The organism is Agrobacterium sp. RC10-4-1 (assembly GCF_014138475.1).
In the GTDB taxonomy this organism is placed as follows: Bacteria; Pseudomonadota; Alphaproteobacteria; order Rhizobiales; family Rhizobiaceae; genus Agrobacterium; species Agrobacterium pusense.
Genome location: NZ_JACJIT010000001.1, coordinates 64,338 through 82,471 on the forward strand (window position 1 = coordinate 64,338; position 18,134 = coordinate 82,471).

Sequence of the window (18,134 nt, forward strand, 5' to 3'; positions counted from 1 at the left end):
CTAATCACGGATGCGTTTCACGCCGACAGAGCAGCGAGCAAACGGGGTGACAAAACGAGGCTTGGAGGCGCGGTGACGGACTGGTGCTCACCGTTCACAATGGTGTCGATGAATTCCAGCGCATTTTGCAGTCCGTTCATGGTGTAAGGTTTTTCGATCGCACCAAGGGCGCCCGCAAAATCCTCAGGAATCCGCTTCAGATTTCCGGAAACGAAGACATAGGGAATCGAACGGGACGCGAGGTGACGGCCGACGTCGATGCCCGTGGGACCGTCCAGCAACTGAATATCCACAAAGGCGAACTGTGGCGAGGACTTTTCGATCAAGGATAGAGCCTGCTTGCTTTCGGCGGCGACGCCGACGATCTCATGCCCGGCCTCTTCGACCTCGCTCTCAAGCTCCATAGCCAGCAAAGCCTCGTCTTCAACAATCAAGATTTTCACGCGATATCCTTTCAGTCTTTTACAGAGAGCGTGACCCGCACGTCAGTACGGCGACCATCGACGGTCCTTACGATCGTTGCACGCAACTGCTTTAGTGACGCTTCCAGCATCTTCTTGCTGAAGGCGGCTTGTTCGCTATCCACTTCCACCGGGACAACGGTGTCAACGACGCGAATGAGGAAGTGACCGTTGAGTCGCTTCACTTCCAGATGCAGTTCACCACCGCCTTCTTTCAGTCCCCGGCCAATCGCGTCTCCAATGAGTTCGTTGATGATCAAGGCCAGAGGAGATGCCTTGGTTGCTGGAACCACGACCTCGTGAAGGTCTGTCGTGAGACTGATATCGTTCCGTTTCAAGGCACCGATCTTGTCCAGCATCAGGGTGTTGGCGAAATCCGCCACGTCGAAATGGCCAACATCCTCATCGTTCAGAAGTTTGCGTTGAACGGTGCTCAGTGCTTCGACGCGGTTCAGCACGGACATCAGTGTCCGCTCGACGACCTCGTTGTCTGTCATTCGCGCCTGGAGCTTGACGATGGAAGCGATCGTCAGAAGATTGTTTTTCACGCGGTGGTCGACCTCATGCACGAGCGCGGTTTTTGCGCGCAAGGCCTCGGTCAGATCGGCCGTTCTGAGCGCCACTTCTTCCTCGGCAATGTGCCGGGCGCGGGCGAGTTCGGCTTCCTTACTCTTGATATTGGTGAAGTCGAGCTGCGAGGCGAAAAAGTAGATCACGGCTCCGGACACGTCGCGCACCGGGCTTACGAAAAGTGCATTCCAAAATTTGGATCCATCTTTCCTGTAGTTGAGGATATCGACGGCAATGTCTTTTTGCGATGCAACGGCGTCACGAAGTTTGGTGACGGCGTCAGGATCGGTCTGTGGTCCCTGCAGAAGTCGGCAGTTGCGTCCAATTAGCTCGCCAACCTCGTAGCCGGTGAGGGTGCAGAACGCCTTGTTGCAGAAAATGATGGGATTGTCCGGCTGCCGTGGGTCCGTAATCAGCATCGGCATGCGGGTGGCCTTGAATGCGGCCGCAAACGGATCTTCTGATGCATGCGCTGACACAAGACGCTCACCGGCGTCTTTGGCGTCCTGCCGGGAGTTCTGGTTGTCGATCATTCAGCGCCCTGAGAATTGTACGCCGATGAAATGGGCCACTTCCGATTTTGTTCCAATGTCGCGGAAAAAAGAGCTTCGGCCCTTCTTGGATGCTCCAACGGACTCGCTTCTGATGACGCCTGCGACAAGCTGCCAGTACACAGGACCAATTGGAGGGGCGTTCCCCTGGCGGGATTTGTCGCTCCAGGCCAAGACATCTGGTTTCCAAGCCAGGTTGGGGACGTCGTCACGCCATCTCAGGATGCGGGGATTCCGTCCCGTGAGCGACGAGCGGCGCAGAAGACTTAGAATGCGGGTGGGAAGCGTTAAGTCGCCGGGCAACAATATCGTGGTTGAGCCAAAGGACGGGACCCGCGGGTTCAGACGATTCGCCAAAGATCAGTTGCCCTGTTGCAGTCACAACGAGACTGCTCAGGAGATCACTAATCATCGTCTTGCCATCCCGATGCATCCGGGTGATCTCGTTTGACGTGCCGATGGTCAAATCGGCCTGTGCCTGGCTGTTTGCCATGGGCCATGCCGAAAAATCATAGAATGGACGCATGACCTCGCTGGCCTGCATGTCGGTGATCTTCCGGAAAACATCGTTCATGGTTAAGCCGTCCATGAGCAACTGCTCGCAGGCCTGCCATTGTTCGTCGGCCCATTCGCTCCCGTTTTCCTTCTTCAACGCAAGCAGCAGTGGTATCAGGGGCAGCTCGATACCGGTGAACACGTCGGACGAATTGGTCCGGATTTCAGGGCAGTTGTAGACGGTTGCCTTAATGCCTTTCGCCCAGGCATCCTCGGCGATGCCTTCGAGACGCATCTTCGCATATCCCTGGGTGTAGTTGGTATAGGTTTGCCAACGATAGCTCCCATCGATCAGGACCGCCGATCCGTGATAGCCATAGGCCGTATATCGCACTTGTCCGCCCGAGGCTTCGATGCGCTCGCGGATCGCTGTGCTAAAGTCGATGAGATGGCGAAAGGTGTTCGCAGAAACATCGTCAAAATTCTGCAGAATGAGCTTTCCCATATCGCTGTCGAGCAGCGTCTGAGAAGACATGTGGCGGGGGCCAGTTCCCTTGTAGATTCGATTGGCGACGACCAGGAATGTCTTCGCCTTCGGAATGCCGCCGGCCATTGTGTGGGCGAAGAAAACATTGCGGCCATTAGCGATCATTCCGTCCAGAGCGGTCATGACCTTTGACAGCGATGCCTTGAAACGCGCAGTGGCAATGTCTCGACATTGCTCCAGATAGTCCCAGTCGAGCCTGTCGTGTTCCCAGCTCTCAAGCGTCATCTTTGCCAGAAGATCGGTGGGCGTTGGGCCGTCTGCTGGCGCATCGAGATCGAAACCCGCCATAAGCGGTATGTTGATGATCCTACCGCCCAACTGGGCCTCCGCAGAAGACAGTTCCTCGGCGTCGAGCGGCCGCAGGGCGTTATTCTCGTCCCGCCGTCCGACGGTGATCCCCACAATCTCCATTCCAGCCCGTCTGGCTTCGTCTAGCAGGCCGGTGGCATACCCGCGACCGAACAATTCGCCGAAGAGTACGAAAACATCGCCCTTACGGAAGATCGTGTTTTCGGAAAGACGATTCAACGCAACCGGATTTTCCATACTGTCAACTCTTTGCTTCGCGTTTCGTCGAGCAGGTGCCCATACGATCTGAGCAAGACATGACCGCATAGTTGGCCGATGGGAACTCATTTTCGGTGACTGCTCATTTCAAAACGTGAAGAGCCGCGCAATCCGAAAACACCTCGGGATTACATCCGCCTTTCGCCGCGGTTGCTTCAGTACGAATTAGCGACAGCATTGCCGGCGAAGAGTTGGGAATGATACCCATATTGCCGGTTTTCTATACGCAGACAGATTTTCGCTAAGCGGTTTCAGCGCGTTATTTCTCTGCGGCCGCCAACCTGCTCTTTTCACGAGCACTCGGAAGCGCCGTCTATAAACGGCTGTCCTTGACACAATCGAATTACAGGCGACCGGCCAGTTCCCTTGCACGTTGCTCTCGATCACCTGGACCGATTTTGGCGCGGCCGTATATTCGCCTGGCGAATGATGAATGAAAAAAACATTCATTTGATAAATCAGGCCGAGGCCGGAATAATACTTTACGAGCCAACGTGGCCAAGGCGGTTCATCGCTCAAAGAAATCAATAAAAAGGGAACGAAATGAGGAAAAGTGCGGTTTTTCTATGCTTGGCGGCCTGCGCCAGCTTTGCGGTTTCTCCGGCTATTGCGAAGGATATTAAGGTAGGATTGAGCGGCACCGTGACATCGGTTGATCCGCATTTTTATAATGCCTCTCCAAACAACAGTATCGCCATGCAGATATTCGACAGGCTGACCGAGCGGACAGCCGAAGGGCAGCTTGTCGAGGGCCTTGCAACGAAATGGGAGGCCGTTTCCGAAACCAAATGGCGTTTTACCCTTCGTGAGGGCGTAAAATGGCACGACGGAAAACCCTTCACCGCCGATGACGTTGTTTTCACGCTCAGCCGCGCTGGAAATGTTCCAAATAGCCCCGGCGGGTTCGGCGGTTTCATCAGAAATGTCGCAAGCGTCGAAACCGATGGAAATCTTGCGGTCCTCATCACCACGAAGGCACCGGCGCCTACCCTTCCGGGCGATCTTGCCAATATAGCGGTCATATCCCGGCACGTCGGGGAGGGCGCGGACACAGCAGACTACAATTCCGGAAAAGCGGCAATCGGCACCGGCGCCTTTCGCTTCTCGACTTTCAAGCAGGGCATCGAAGTTGGGCTGGAGCGCAATCCAGACTGGTGGGGCAAGAAAGTGGCCTGGGACCATGCGACCTACCGCATGATCTCCAGCGCCAGCGCGCGCACCACGGCTATTCTGGCGGGTGATGTCGACATTATCGACGCCCCCGCCGCAACCGATATCGCGCGATTCAAGTCGACAGCAAATCTTTCCTTCGTCTCCACGCCCGGTCTGCGCGTGATCTATCTGGCGCCGACGACCTCGGGAGAGAGCTGGAAAGCCAATGTAAAGGGGCCGAATGGTGAAGCGCTGGAGACAAACCCGCTTGCCGATGCACGCGTCCGCAACGCTTTGTCCGTGGCGATAAACCGTCAAGGTATCGTCGATAAGATCATGGAAGGTACAGCCACGGCATCCGGCCAGTGGCTGCCCAAAGGTGCCTTCTCCTACACCGACGACATTCAACCACCGAAGCCGGACGCGACAAGCGCCAAGAAGATGCTGGCCGATGCTGGCTTCCCGAACGGTTTCCAGCTGACGGTTCATGTGCCGAACGACCGCTATCCCAATGCGCCTGCCGTCGTTCAGGCCGTCGCGCAGATGTGGACGCGCATTGGCGTGAAGACGAATGTGGAGGCCCTGCCGTGGACCACCTTCTCTTCGCGTAAATCGGAATTCTCCATGAAGCTGCTGGGGCTCGGTAACGCCACCTATGATGCAAGCTCCATGTTGGTGAACGTTATCGGAACCGTTGATCCGAAGCGTGGACTGGGTGCTTCAAATGACAGCGGATACTCCAATCCGGCACTCGATGATCTCGTCGCGACGGCGATGACGATTTACGACGACAAGGCTCGCGAGACGGCCCTTGTGGAGGCGGTCAAGGTTGCGGTAAATGACGGCGCCATCATACCGCTTTACCAGCAGAGCAACGCCTGGGTTACGCGCAAAGGCCTGTCCTATGCACCGCGGATTGATGAGCGTACGCTCGTGAAGGATATATCCGAATAAGTCTGCCTGACGGATCGGAATTGTTTCGATCCGTCACCGTCACCTCCTGCGCGCAGATGAGCGGCTTTTGCAAGAAGGCAAAGCCTGAAATGCGGTATATCTGACAGCGCCCGCATGTCGAAATCGGCGGGCCTGCGCCACATCATCAATGTTTTGAGGGTATCATGACCCTATGGATTATCCAGCGCCTGTTGCAAGCGATACTGGTCGCTCTGGCAATGGCCGTGATCGTGTTTGTTGGTCTTCATCTGATAGGCAGCCCGATCGAAACCCTGCTTCCGGCGGAAGCCACGCATGAAGACCGCCTGCGGCTGATCGCCGATCTCGGCCTTGATCGCCCGCTTTACGAGCAGTTCTTTCTGTTTCTGAAAGGCGTACTCCAGGGAAATCTCGGCATCAGCTATGTCTACAAGGAGCCGGCTGTCGAGCTGATCCTGTCCCGCCTGCCGGCCACGTTGGAGCTTGCCTTTGCGGCCGTCCTGCTGTCGCTCGTCTTCGGCGTGCCCCTCGGCCTCATGGCGGGTTGGAAGCCCGATAGCCCATTTTCCCGCATGATCATGGTCGGTTCGATCTTCGGTTTCAGCCTGCCGATCTTCTGGATAGCCATTCTGCTTATCATGATATTCAGCGTGCAGCTGGGCTGGCTGCCGAGTTCCGGCCGCGGTGCAACCGAAACCCTGTTTGGCATTCCATGGTCCTTCGTCACGCTGGATGGCCTCAGGCACTTGGTGCTGCCGGCAATCAGCCTTTCGCTGTTTAACATTTCCATGGTGACGCGCCTGACGGAAGCCGGTGTCCGCGAGGCCATGTCCAGCGAATATGTGCGGTTTGCCAAGGCCAAGGGCCTTTCGCCACGGCGCATACTCGGCATTCATGTCCTCAAGAATGTCATGATACCGGTCGTGACCGTCGTCGGGCTCGATATCGGCCAGACGATCGCTTTTTCTGTTGTCACCGAAACGATTTTTGCCTGGCCCGGCGTCGGAAAGATCATCATCGACAGCATCGCCGCGCTCGATCGCCCCGTGATCGTGGCCTATCTCATGCTTGTGGTCATCATGTTCGTCATCATCAATCTCGTCGTCGATGTCACCTACAGGCTGCTCGATCCACGTATCCGACTTCAGGGAGAGTGACGTGCAAGCTATCCCCGTCTCCGCAAAATTCCGACCCGGGCTGCAATTCCTGCGGCAGTTTTCACGCCCACCGCTTGCGCTCATCGGCCTCATCCTGATCATACTTATTGCCCTTCTGGCGATCTTCGCTCCGATGTTATCGCCTCAAAACCCCTACGACCTGATGCAACTGGACATCATGGATGGCCGCATGCCGCCGGGATCGGAGGCTTCCGCTGGCTTCATCTTCGTCTTCGGCTCGGACGATCAGGGGCGCGACATGCTCTCCGCCATTCTCCACGGTCTGCGGATCAGCCTGATCGTCGGTCTCGGATCGGCGGCTATCGCCTTCGTCATCGGCACCGCTTTCGGCCTGACAGCCGCTTATGTCGGCGGCAAGGTGGAGACGGCCATGATGCGCATTGTCGATCTTCAGCTCTCCTTTCCCACGATCCTTTCGGCGCTCCTCATTCTTGCGCTGCTCGGGAAAAGCGTCGGCAACGTCGTTTTCGCCATCGTGCTCGTGGAGTGGGCGACCTATGCCCGCACCGCCCGCGGCGCCGCACTGACCGAACTGCGCCGCGAATATGTTGAAGCGGCAAGGTCGTTGCGCCTTCCCCACCGGAATATCCTGTTTCGCCAGCTTCTGCCGAACTGTCTGTCGCCGCTGGTGGTGCTGCTGACCATGCAGGTCGCGCGCGCCATCACGCTTGAGGCGACGCTCAGCTTTCTTGGCCTTGGCGTGCCCGTTACCGAACCGTCGCTCGGGCTCCTCATTTCCAGCGGCTATGAATTCATGTTGTCGGGCACCTACTGGATCGCGCTTTTCCCGGGAATAGCGCTGCTCGTAACCATCTTTGCGATCAACCTCGTCGGCGACCGCCTGCGTCAAATGCTCGATCCGAAGGCTGCACAGAAATGACCGCCATGCTCGAAATCAAAGGTTTGAAAACTGAAGTCGTGACCGCCGAAGGCCGCGTCACCCTTATCGACGGCATCAATCTCGACCTCGCGGCCGGTGAAGTTATGGGCCTTGTGGGAGAATCAGGATCGGGGAAATCGGTAACCGGCCTGTCGATCATGGGGTTGATCGATAAACCAGCGCAGGTGACGGGTGGCCAGATACTTTTCAAGGGCAGGGATCTGCGGACGCTCTCTGAACGGGAGTTTCGCTCCATTCGCGGCAACCGGATTGCCATGATTTTCCAGGATCCCATGTCTACGCTCAACCCCGTGCTGCGTATCGATACGCAGATGATCGAGGTGGTGCGTGCCCATGAAACGATCAGCAAGCAGGCGGCCCGCGAGAGGGCGCGTGATGCCTTGGGCATGGTCGGCATTCCAAGCCCTGAGGAGAGGCTGAGCGCCTACCCGCATCAATTCTCCGGCGGAATGCGGCAGAGAGTGGCCATCGCCATCGCACTCTTGATGTCACCGGATCTCATTATCGCCGATGAACCGACCACGGCACTTGATGTCACCATCCAGGCGCAGATCCTCTCGATCGTGCAGAAGCTCGCGCGCGAAAGGGGAACTGCTCTCATCTGGGTTACGCACGACCTCTCGGTTGTCGCTGGCCTCGCCGACCGCCTTTCGGTTATGTATGCCGGCCGCATCGCCGAACAGGGCAAGACGGCCGATCTGCTTCGACGCCCCATGCATCCCTATACGACCGGCTTGATGGCGAGCCTTCCCGCGCACAACAAACGCGGTTTCAGGCTCAGACAGATATCGGGCACGACGCCCTCCGTTGCCAATATGCCGAAAGGTTGCGCCTTTCACCCCCGCTGTTCGTCAGCCACCGAGCTCTGTCTCAGTCCACCGCAGCTTGAGCCCGTAGAAGGCCGACTTCTTCGCTGTTTTCACCCCGTCATGGAAGGAGCGCCAGCATGAGCAATCGACTGGAGGTCCGCAACGTCAGCAAGCGCTTCAGCCGCAAATCCGGCCTGATCGAACGTGGCGCCGAATTCATCGGCCTGAAATCCCCCAATCCCGTCGTCCGCGCTCTGGATGATGTCAGTCTTACCGTCGCAGAAGGTGAAGTCGTCGGTATCGTCGGTGAATCCGGCTGCGGGAAGTCGACGCTCGGACGGGTGGTGGCTGGTCTGCTGCAGGCGTCAGACGGAACCGTGCTCTTTCGGGACAAGCGCCTTCAGGACATGCAGGGCGACGAGGCAGAGACGGCGCGGCTGAAGGTCCAGATGATCTTTCAGGACCCGTCCTCCTCCCTCAATCCGCGGCAGCGGGTGCGTGAGATCATTGGTGCTGCGCCACTGCATCATGGGCTGACCACGGCGCGGGAGCTGGATGACTACGTCAACCAGCAGATGGCGCGCGCCGGCCTTGATCCGTCAATGGCGTCCCGCTTCCCTCACCAGTTCAGCGGCGGGCAGCGCCAGCGTATCGGCATCGCACGCGCGCTTGCGGTTCAACCGGACATGCTGATCTGTGACGAGTCGGTCGCGGCTCTTGATGTGTCGATCCAGGCGCAGATACTCAACCTTTTTCTCGACCTCAGAGAACAGCTGGACCTGACTTACATCTTCATCAGCCACGACCTCTCGGTTGTTGAGCATATCTCCGATCGTGTGGTGGTGATGTATCTCGGCCGTGTCGTGGAGGAGGCGACCGTCGAGGAGTTGTTCGCCCATCCCAATCACCCCTATACCCGCGCCCTTCTTCAGGAACGACCAAGCCTCGATCCCGTGCAGCGCAGTTTTTCTGCGATCGAAGGGGAAATACCAAACCCGCTTTCACCGCCGTCAGGATGCCACTTCCACCCGCGTTGTCCGCTGGCGATGGAACGCTGTCGTGTCGAGCGGCCGGAGCTGCGTTCGGTTGGTTCGCGCCACAAGAGCGCCTGCCATCTGAACGACTGACGTCGGCAAATCCAAAACCAAAACCGCAAAAGGAAGAAATATGTCTGTTTCAGCACCTCTGGAACATTTGTCTGCCGAGCAAGGCCAGGAATTTCCCTCACAGGAATGGAAGCAGGTAGCTAATCCTGCCGACCACGGTCTTTCCGCCGATGTTCGCTCGAAAGTCGATGCGGCTCTGGAGGCCTTGCCGACCACGTCGTTTATCGCGGTTGCCGGTGGCGAAATCCTCTATAGCTACGGTGATATTTCCGAGGTGAGCTATCTCGCCTCGACCCGCAAGAGCATCCTGTCGATGCTGATGGGCAAAGCCGTTGCCGAAGGAAAGATCGATCTCGATCTGACCATGGCGGACCTCGGCATCGATGAGGATCACGGCCTGTTGCCTATCGAAAAGACGGCGACGCTGCGGGACCTTCTGATCAGCAGTTCCGGCGTTTACCATCGGCCTGGGAGCCCCGGCAGCAATACCAAGAACATTCCCGAGCGCGGCTCGAAGAAACCCGGCACGTATTTCCACTACAACAACTGGGATTTCAACGTTCTCGGGGCCGCTTTTGAACAGTTGACCGGCCGCAGTGTCTTCAAGGCATTCGAGGAAGATTTCGCAGGCCCGATGCAAATGCAGGATTTCGACCTTTCTCGCCAGCGGATGATGGGTTACGAGGGCGCATCGCGATACCTTGCCTATCACTTCTTCCTGTCCGGGCGCGACATGGCGCGGCTGGGGCTTGCGATGGTCCGACAGGGTCGTTGGGGCGACACGCAGGTGATGCCGACCGAATGGGTTGCAGAAAGCACAAAGATCCGCGTTCCTGCGGAAAGCATGAATGAGAGCGAAAAGTCGCGGATTGCCGGCTACAGCTATCTCTGGTGGATTCCCGTGGTGACGGATGAGACGCCGGAATGGCAGGGCGCCTGTGTTGCCGCCGGCCATTTCGGGCAGTTCATCCTGTGCCTGCCAGCGCTCGACATGGTTTTCGTCAACAGGAGAGCAATCCCTGATCATCTGGCGATTGCCCGCAATGACGGCAGCTTCAAGGAAGAATTGCCGGCGGTGACCATGGAAAATTTCCTTGGCGTCGCCGATCATTTCATCCGCGCAAAGTTGACGACCGGATGATGCTGCAAGGCCGCTGATCCATCAGGGCGCGTCCCCGATGAAACAGTCGGAAATCTGCTCCCGCAGCCACTGGCTTGCCGGATCGCGCTCCTTTTCGGCAAGCCAGATCATGCTGGTCGACTGTTTTTCTTCTGCAAAGGGAGATTCCAGCAGCAGCAGTTCGTGCGAGCGTTCGAAGAGTTTTGCAACGCTTTCCGGCATGATCGCCACAAGATCGCTGCGGGCTATGATCGCCACCGCGGCAGAAAAATGGGGCACGACGGCAACGACTCTTCGCTCAAGCCCCATGGCGTCCAGCCGCTCGTCGATCCAGCCACGACGGCTTGGCGCGGAGGTGACCTTGACGTGTCCAAGCGACAGCAGCGCATCCAGCGTCAGCGGCTTCTGCGCGGCCGGATTGGTGGCCGACATGATACAGACGCGCCTCTCCGTAAAGAGTGAGGTACAGCGGTAACGGGCCGGAAAATTGTCCGCCGTCATGACGGCGACATCAATCGTGCCTTCATCGAGATGCTCCTGTACGACGGGGAGGAAATTTCGGCGAGGCATCAGGACGACGGAGAAATAGTCGTTCATTCCGATCCTGAAGGCGCGGTGCGATGTTTCCGGTTCGAATTTGAGATGTGACAGCATCACTGTTTCGGTGTCTTCGATGATACGCCGCACTGCCGGAAAAATCTCCGCGCAGAACCGCGTCATCACGAAACCACCTGACGTCTTCCGGAACAATTCGTCACCCGTTATGGCACGAGCGCGCTTTAGCGCATGGCTCATGGCGGGTTGGGAGAGACCGATATACTCGCCTGCTGCCGTCATGTTGCCTTTGACGACGAGGGCATAGATGACCTTGAGTAGATTAAGATCGATGGATCCCAATGAAAATCGCTGCATGCGAACCTGCCTTAGCCTTCAAAACGTGCATGAACACAATGGCATGGACCGCGCCTGGCGAAAATAGGCGGCAGCCCTTCGCCCGCAGTCTCAGGCGTCGGCTGCCTGCGGTGGCCTGGCTCGCGCGACACCGGCCGGAAATAACGGGGTGAAGGAAACCTTTAGCCAGCTTTCTGCCCGTTGACATGAGCTGCAGCCCTTTCCGGCACGAAAAGATTATCAGCCATGAAGTCAACGAACACGCGGATTTTTGGCGATAGATAACGGCTTGTCGGCCAGAGGACGCGGAAAACACCCGCTTCTGCTGTGAAGTCTTGGAGTATCGAGACCAGCGTGCCCTGTTCGATCTGTTGAGCCACGGCGAAGTGTGGCAGGCAGGTTATGCCAAAGCCGTTTTCTGCAAGGTGGATAAGCGGTTCAAGCGTGCTGGCAACCGTCGTCGTCGGCAGCGCGATGCGCAGATCTTTGCCGCCTCTGGCCAGCGGCCATGGCTCCAGTTTGCCCGAGTTGGCAAATCGGTGATGCATGCAGCGATGACTTGACAGGTCCTCGGGAACGAGCGGGATGCCTTCTCTCTCCAGATAGGCAGGCGAGGCGACTATCCGGTGTCGGAAAGAACCAAGTTTGCGGCTCATCAGCCGCGTGTCGCGCACCTCGCCAGTGCGGACAACGGCATCGAAACCTTCTTCTATCACGTCAACCAGTCGGTCGGTAAAATCGAGATCCAGCGTGATGTCGGGATACGCTTTCATGAACGCGGATATTGCGGGCATTAGCAGCATTCCCGTCAGCGGAAAACTCACGCGCAACAGGCCATGAGGTTCGCTGTGGGACCTTGAAAGCTGCGCCTGCGCCCTGTCCAGCTCAGACAGAACGCGCCGACAGGTATCGAGAAAAAAGCTCCCTTCCTCCGTCAGCGTCATGCTGCGGGTCGAGCGATGGAAAAGCCGTACTCCCATCTCCTGCTCAAGCCGCGCAATGGCCTTGCCAACGGCGGAGCTGGAGAGACCCAGCCTTTGAGAGGCTGCAACGAAGCTGCCGCCTTCCGCCGCCTGAACGAAAATACTCAGCGTCCCAAGCTTATCCATATCGCTCCCATTAAGGAATATTCTTCCGCTCTGATTGGAATACGCGACTGTTTATCGCTTATCGCTCGGCCGATATCCAGTGGGACCCGACAATGGGTACCGATTTTCACGAAAGGAAAGCATATGGACAGCACATTCACCGCCGGATTTGCCATCGCCCCGGAGCCGACAACTTTCATCGTCAATGTCATTCATGCCCATCCGGGCAAGCAGGATGAAGCGTTTCAAATCATTCAGGACGTGGTCCACTACGTGGCAGAACGAAAGCCCGGATTTCTGTGGAGCAATCTTGCGAAGAGTACTGACGGGCTGACCGTGGTCAATATCGAAGCAATTCAGGGGGCGGGCAACGTAGACGAATTCTTTTCAGATCCGGTTTTCGTTGAAAAATTCCGTAAGCTCGACACCGTCTCCACCAGCGAATTCCATACATACTCTGTCGGCGATCTCGTTTTGCCCAAATTGGGCAAGACGGGCTGACACCATGTCACATTCGTTCCCGGACAACCGCAAAACGGCCGCAGGATCAGATGGCAATCGATTGCCGATGGCGGCGCTGCTTGCCCTTGCCACGGCTGGCTTCATAACCATTTTGACGGAGGCCCTGCCAGCAGGGCTTCTTCCACAAATGAGCACGGACCTTGGCGTCAGCCCCGCTGTAGTCGGCCAACTCGTCACGGTTTACGCCATAGGGTCTCTGGTGGCGGCCATTCCGCTCACCGCAGCCACTCAGCGGTTTCGCCGCAAACCACTTCTCCTCTGCGCCATTGCCGGTTTTGCCGTGGCCAATACGATAACATCCGTCACGGACAGTTTTGGCATCCTGCTGATGGCGCGATTTTTTGCCGGCGTATCCGCAGGCCTGCTTTGGGCGATGGTTGCCGGTTACGCGGCGCGCATGGTTCCGGATGAACTCAAGGGGCGCGCCATCGCTGTCGCGATGGTCGGTACGCCGCTGGCCCTGTCATTGGGTATTCCCACCGGGACGCTGATAGGGTCCGAGATCGGTTGGCGAAGTACATTTTCGGCCATGACCGCGCTCACCGTGGTTTTGATCGGCTGGGTGTTGGTGAAGGTGCCCGATTATCCGGGCACCACGATCAACGAACGGATCACGATCGGCGGAGCGTTGGCAACAGGTGGGATCAAGTCTGTCTTGATGGTGACGTTGCTGTTCGTCCTGGCGCACAACATCCTCTATACCTACATCGCCCCGCTCGTGGCTCCTGCGGAATTAACTCAGAAGCTCGACGTTGTTCTGCTGTTGTTCGGGGTAACGGCCATCGCAGGGATTGGTATTGTCGGCTATCTGATCGGGCGCTGGCTGCGCGAACTTGTGCTGGCAAGCATCATGCTCTTCGCTGGCGCCGCCTTGACCTTCGGCCTCGGAGGAAACGTGCCTGAACTCTTCTGGCTGGCAACCGGTGTATGGGGATTGGCTTTCGGCGGCGCAGCCACACTGTTTCAGACCGCTGCCGCCAAAACCTCGGGAAAGGCGTCGGAGGTAGCGCAAGCCATGATCGTGACCGCCTGGAACCTTGCGATTGCGGGCGGCGGCATCATTGGTGGCCTGTTGCTCGAACACTCCGGCATCAACTGGCTCTCCTGGTCGGTTTTGGCGCTACTGTCTCTCGCTTTTGTTATTGCTTACCTGGAAAAGGAGAGGGCATTTCCGTCGAAGCAATCTACTTGATGACAGACGCGAGCCGAATGCGGACATGATTTCCGCAAACGGCTCACGTCGTTCATAAGAGCCGTCATCGCGGGCGCCTCGGACCAACTTCAAGGCGCCGCGCCTGGTGTCTGTCGCCATCGTTGCAGCTCAGCAAGTGTAAAGCGCGGCGTTATGTGCTGGGGGCAGTTCCAGTCGAAAGCCTCCACGCCGATGAGGACAAGACGCTCCACCCGAGCGGAATAGTCTGGCATGGTCAGCCTCTCCGCCAGCGACGGGTCATCTGCTGCGTCGATGATCCGGATGCGTCCAAAGATTTTCAGGCGTTGCCGGTGCGCGTAGTCCATCAGGAACAGTGACACACGGTCATTTGCCGTCACATTACCTGTCGTAATGTATTGCCGGTTGCCGCGAAAATCTCCAAAGCCCAGGAGTGCCGGCTCGAGAACGGTGAGAAAACCGGCTGGTCCGCCCCTGTACTGCACGTAAGGCCAGCCCGTTTCCGAGACACTGGCAAGATAAAAACCGTCACGCTCCCCGATGAAGCCTGCCTCTGCGGGGCCAAGGCGCTGACCCCGGGTCGTTTCATCCACGCCACCGCGCGCGGCAATCCGCGCCCATTGCTCCGCGCTTCCATACTTATCCTGCGCGGCCGCGACGGAAGGAGTCGTGGCAATATCGAGATATCTGCTCATTTTCCATCTGCCTTTCCAGAGGCCTGAACCGGCCTCAGTCTTGCAAAGCCCAGTCCGCAACCTGCCAGCGGATTTGTCCCCGATCGGCAACGACGTGGCCCAGCCCCGGGAACGGCATGTGCGTCGCCGCTATGAGTGTGCCTTCCGACGCAGCGCGGGGAAAGAAGCGGTCGCGCATTGCCTTGGCCGCTGCCCGGTCCTGTTCGAACAGAAAGAACACGTCAGTCGCTGCCGGATGTACGACCGGGAAGATCATGTCTGAAACCATGATAAGGCTCTTTCCCTCATCTTCCACGCGAACACCGATATGGCCGGGTGTATGGCCGCTCAGGTCGACAATCGAGACGCCCCGCACGATTTCGCGCTCCCCGTCCATCGCCTGAAGTCTGGGGTAGAGACGCACGATCTCTTCCGCCATCTGAAAGCTGGTCTGAAGGTAATCCGGTGCGCCACTACGCTTGGCCGGGTCGGTCCAATGCTTGACGTCGCGTCGATCGATATAGACTTCAGCGTGCGGATAGTTGTTCCTGCCGCCGGCGATCAGGCCGCCCATGTGGTCCTGATGCATATGCGTCACGATCACCGCGTCAATCTGATCAAGCCGCAGACCGAGCCTGGCGAGGGCCTGCGGCAGGTTGCCGGTTTGCCCGATGGAGCCCGCTGCGCCGGCATCAATCAGGATGCGGCGTTGGCCATCATCGACGAGATACTGATTGAACAGAAATCGCACTCCGCTTGGCCTGGCGGTGAACTGGGCGGCAGCCGCCTGTTCCACCTCGGCCGGATCCCGCCCCGGGAAGAAGTTGTAGGGCATATCCGCATAACCATCCGTCAGCGCCGTCACCGTAAAGCGGCCGATGCGGATCTGCGCCAGCGGGGTTACGCTGGCCAGCGTCGCGACCGGTTCCGGCGTTGCGGCGATGGCCTGCGCACTATGGATCAGTCCTCCCCCGAGGAGGCCAAAAGGAAGGGCGCTGGCAAAGGCACGACGCGAAAGATCGGGCATGATGTCTTTCTCCTTATTGTGGCAATGGGGGGAAGATCCCCGACATCATGAAAGCTAGGATATCCAAAACCAATAGGGTATCCTGCGATTTCAGGAGATTACCTCTCAATTTATGGAAGGATGAAATGGATCGGTTCGAAGCGATGTCAGTGCTGCTCGCGGTGGTCGATGCCGGCAGCCTCTCGGCCGGCGCACGGCGATTGCAGGCGCCGCTCGCCACGGTCAGCCGCAAGGTCGCCGACCTCGAAAAGCATCTTGGAGCCCGTCTGGTACTGCGTACCCGCCGCGGGCTGACCTTGACGGAGGAAGGGCGAAATTACGTCGCCGCTTCCCGGCGTATTCTGGGGGAACTGGACGCGGCTGAGCGGCAGGCAAGCGGCGATTACGGCGCGCTGCGCGGAGGGCTGCATATGACGGCTCCGATCGCGTTCGGGGAGCGCCACGTTCTGCCCATAGTGCTCGAATTCCTGAGGGAACAACCCGAAATCGACATGCGGCTGACGCTGACGGACCGTCAGATAAGTCTGGCGGATGAACCCGTTGACGTAGCGCTGCGTATCGGCCATCTGGCCGATAGCGCGCTGATCGCAACCCGTGTCGGTTCGGTCCGTCGGGTCGTCTGCGCCAGTCCTGACTATATCGCCCGGCGAGGCGTTCCGCTTGATCCCGATGACCTCGCCCGGCACGACGGTATAAGCTTTCAGGGCTTCGCGACCGCGCCCGAAGTTCGTTACCGCCGCGACGGGACGACCTTCAATGTCGAACCCCGCCCCAGGCTTGCGGTCAACACGACAGAGGCCGCAATTCAGGCAGCCATGTCCGGTATTGGCATCATCCGGGTGCTCTCCTACCAGGTCGCCGATCAACTGCGTTCCGGCGCCTTACAGGAAATTTTGACCGAGTTCGCACCTGAACCGCTGCCTGTTAATGTCATTCATGGGCCGGCCGAGCCCTTGTCGATGAAAGTGCGGTGCTTTCTCGACTGGCTCACACCCCGCCTGCGCGAGCGGATGGCTCAATAAGTTCCGCTCCGGAGCCACGACCGAGCTTCATTTCTGCAGCCAACCGAGCGCAAGGTTGCCTGCCTCATGTCGTCGGAGGCGTCCGAGCGGTCAGTTTATTTCCATCGGGATCGCGAAGATATGCGACGAACGCCCCGTTCGGACGCGCCGTCGGCGGGCTCTCGATTGCCGTGCCGCCATGCGCGACGCCGGCGGCATGCCAGGCTAAAACATGATCGGGGGTCGCCGCCGCAATACCGATCGTTCCGCCGTTGGCAGCAGTCGCCGGCTTGCCATCGATCGGTTTCGTGATCATGAGCCGCCCACCCTCATGGGCGTAAATCAGTCGGCCTCTTGCATCCATTTCGCCGGGCTTGCCGCCCAGTGCGACAAAGACGGCATCGTAGAATTTCCTGGCCCGCTCTAGGTCGTTACTGCCGATCATGATGTGGGTGAACATGTTTTATCTCCTCTCAGGTGTTGCGGTGTTTTCTGACGTTCAGCGGTCGAAATTTCCCAGATATCGGGCAGGTGATGTGCCAAGCGCTTTCTTGAACATGGTTATGAACGCAGACACGGATTGATATCCAAGATCGCCCGAAACCTGCTGCACCGTTGCCCCCGCGGCAAGGCTTCGGATCGCGACAATCACCTGCAATTGTTGTCGCCAGCGGCCGAAGGTCAGGCCCGTCTCGTTTTGGACGAGGCGGGCAAGCGAATTCTCGCTCATCGCCATTCGTTTTGCCCATTGTGCCATCGTACTACGGTCGGATGGATCTTCCGCCAGTTCCGATGCAATGCGTGCAAGCCGGGGCTCATCCGTCAGCGGCAGATGAAGATGCTCAACCGGCATCCGCGACAAGGCTGACAGAAGCAGCGTTGCCATGACTTCCGAGTCAGCAGTCGCCACTGCGGACTGGTCGGCCATCTCGATGATCAACTCCCTGACGAGCGGGGACAGGGAAAGCGTGCAGCACCGGTTCGGCAGATCGGCGGCCCCCGGCTCGATGAACAGGAAGAACAAACGCGCGTTGGCGGTCGCCACGTTGCTGTGACGCATGCCTCCTGGAACCCAGACGCCACAATGAGGCGGAACCATCCACATGCCGCTTGGGACGCGGCATGTCACGCCTCCCCGCAGGGGCATGACAAGCTGGCCTTTGCGGTGCTGGTGTTCCGGAGCCTCGCGTTCGTTCTGCGACACGTCGATCCTCACAGCGCGAACGCGCGACGAGGAGCTTTCGAGATCATGGTCGGCGAGGGCGCCGGACAGGGATATCGGCCTCTGGTGGTATTTAGTGATCATTAGAGAGAATATCTAAATTCTTCTTCCGGTTTTGTCGATAGGGTCATCCGGAAAGATGCTGGAG

The 18,134-nt window shown here is 58.2% G+C and carries 18 protein-coding genes; 9 read left to right on the forward strand and 9 right to left on the reverse strand.

From position 1 onward, the window contains the following. Positions 1 to 17: 17 nt before the first annotated feature. From FHW77_RS00320 to FHW77_RS00330, 3 genes are all read right to left on the reverse strand, one after another. On the reverse strand, positions 18 to 443 hold the full coding sequence (locus FHW77_RS00320) for a response regulator (RefSeq protein WP_004446066.1): 426 nt from the start codon (positions 441 to 443) through the stop codon (positions 18 to 20). An 11-nt stretch (positions 444 to 454) separates the two neighbouring features. Further along, on the reverse strand, positions 455 to 1,564 hold the full coding sequence (locus FHW77_RS00325; RefSeq protein ID WP_111814715.1) for a PAS domain-containing protein: 1,110 nt from the start codon (positions 1,562 to 1,564) through the stop codon (positions 455 to 457). Positions 1,565 to 1,790: 226 nt separating this feature from the next. Beyond that, on the reverse strand, positions 1,791 to 3,170 hold the full coding sequence (locus FHW77_RS00330; RefSeq protein WP_111814713.1) for an enoyl ACP reductase FabMG family protein: 1,380 nt from the start codon (positions 3,168 to 3,170) through the stop codon (positions 1,791 to 1,793). Between the two features lie 651 nt (positions 3,171 to 3,821). On the opposite strand from FHW77_RS00330, the gene FHW77_RS00335 reads away from it, so the two are divergent. The 6 genes from FHW77_RS00335 (at position 3,822) to FHW77_RS00360 (ending at position 10,411) form a co-directional block, all read left to right on the forward strand. Then, positions 3,822 to 5,297 (forward strand): ABC transporter substrate-binding protein, encoded by a 1,476-nt coding sequence (locus FHW77_RS00335; RefSeq protein ID WP_286086084.1) that lies wholly within the window; start codon positions 3,822 to 3,824, stop codon positions 5,295 to 5,297. 164 nt (positions 5,298 to 5,461) lie between these two features. Further along, on the forward strand, positions 5,462 to 6,433 hold the full coding sequence (locus FHW77_RS00340; protein ID WP_162696272.1) for an ABC transporter permease: 972 nt from the start codon (positions 5,462 to 5,464) through the stop codon (positions 6,431 to 6,433). Position 6,434: 1 nt separating this feature from the next. Continuing rightward, complete coding sequence (locus tag FHW77_RS00345) at positions 6,435 to 7,334, forward strand: ABC transporter permease (protein WP_353618945.1); 900 nt, start codon at positions 6,435 to 6,437, stop codon at positions 7,332 to 7,334. Further along, entirely contained in the window at positions 7,331 to 8,305 is a 975-nt protein-coding gene (locus FHW77_RS00350) for an ABC transporter ATP-binding protein (RefSeq protein WP_111814707.1), read from the forward strand. The genes FHW77_RS00345 and FHW77_RS00350 overlap by 4 nt, the downstream gene beginning before the upstream one ends. Then, positions 8,302 to 9,291 (forward strand): ABC transporter ATP-binding protein, encoded by a 990-nt coding sequence (locus FHW77_RS00355; protein WP_111814705.1) that lies wholly within the window; start codon positions 8,302 to 8,304, stop codon positions 9,289 to 9,291. Before FHW77_RS00350 ends, FHW77_RS00355 begins: the two co-directional genes overlap by 4 nt. Before the next feature lie 40 nt (positions 9,292 to 9,331). Continuing rightward, positions 9,332 to 10,411 (forward strand): serine hydrolase domain-containing protein, encoded by a 1,080-nt coding sequence (locus tag FHW77_RS00360; RefSeq protein ID WP_022563196.1) that lies wholly within the window; start codon positions 9,332 to 9,334, stop codon positions 10,409 to 10,411. A 21-nt stretch (positions 10,412 to 10,432) separates the two neighbouring features. Here the strand turns inward: FHW77_RS00360 and FHW77_RS00365 are convergent, their stop codons facing one another. Continuing rightward, a complete protein-coding gene (locus FHW77_RS00365) occupies positions 10,433 to 11,302 on the reverse strand; it encodes a LysR family transcriptional regulator (protein ID WP_182590341.1) in 870 nt (289 codons plus the stop codon). A 161-nt stretch (positions 11,303 to 11,463) separates the two neighbouring features. Continuing rightward, positions 11,464 to 12,390, reverse strand: a complete 927-nt coding sequence (locus FHW77_RS00370; protein WP_111814703.1) for a LysR family transcriptional regulator — start codon at positions 12,388 to 12,390, stop codon at positions 11,464 to 11,466. 123 nt (positions 12,391 to 12,513) lie between these two features. Here FHW77_RS00370 and FHW77_RS00375 point away from each other — a divergent pair, with 123 nt between their 5' ends. Together FHW77_RS00375 and FHW77_RS00380 are read left to right on the forward strand one after the other, a co-directional pair. Then, a complete protein-coding gene (locus FHW77_RS00375; protein ID WP_004446047.1) occupies positions 12,514 to 12,870 on the forward strand; it encodes an antibiotic biosynthesis monooxygenase in 357 nt (118 codons plus the stop codon). Between the two features lie 67 nt (positions 12,871 to 12,937). Then, positions 12,938 to 14,083, forward strand: coding sequence for an MFS transporter (locus FHW77_RS00380; RefSeq protein ID WP_182590342.1), 1,146 nt, complete (start codon positions 12,938 to 12,940; stop codon positions 14,081 to 14,083). Positions 14,084 to 14,172: 89 nt separating this feature from the next. On the opposite strand, the gene FHW77_RS00385 is transcribed toward FHW77_RS00380, so the two are convergent. Both FHW77_RS00385 and FHW77_RS00390 read right to left on the reverse strand, forming a co-directional pair. After that, positions 14,173 to 14,757 (reverse strand): pyridoxamine 5'-phosphate oxidase family protein, encoded by a 585-nt coding sequence (locus FHW77_RS00385; protein ID WP_004446044.1) that lies wholly within the window; start codon positions 14,755 to 14,757, stop codon positions 14,173 to 14,175. Between the two features lie 34 nt (positions 14,758 to 14,791). After that, a complete protein-coding gene (locus FHW77_RS00390; RefSeq protein WP_111814699.1) occupies positions 14,792 to 15,763 on the reverse strand; it encodes an MBL fold metallo-hydrolase in 972 nt (323 codons plus the stop codon). A 125-nt stretch (positions 15,764 to 15,888) separates the two neighbouring features. Between FHW77_RS00390 and FHW77_RS00395 the strand changes: the two genes are divergently transcribed. Next, positions 15,889 to 16,785, forward strand: a complete 897-nt coding sequence (locus FHW77_RS00395; RefSeq protein WP_113732067.1) for a LysR family transcriptional regulator — start codon at positions 15,889 to 15,891, stop codon at positions 16,783 to 16,785. A gap of 64 nt (positions 16,786 to 16,849) precedes the next feature. Here the strand turns inward: FHW77_RS00395 and FHW77_RS00400 are convergent, their stop codons facing one another. Then, complete coding sequence (locus tag FHW77_RS00400; RefSeq protein ID WP_045531285.1) at positions 16,850 to 17,224, reverse strand: VOC family protein; 375 nt, start codon at positions 17,222 to 17,224, stop codon at positions 16,850 to 16,852. Between the two features lie 39 nt (positions 17,225 to 17,263). Further along, positions 17,264 to 18,070, reverse strand: coding sequence for an AraC family transcriptional regulator (locus FHW77_RS00405; RefSeq protein WP_162696271.1), 807 nt, complete (start codon positions 18,068 to 18,070; stop codon positions 17,264 to 17,266). Between the last annotated feature and the right edge of the window lie 64 nt (positions 18,071 to 18,134).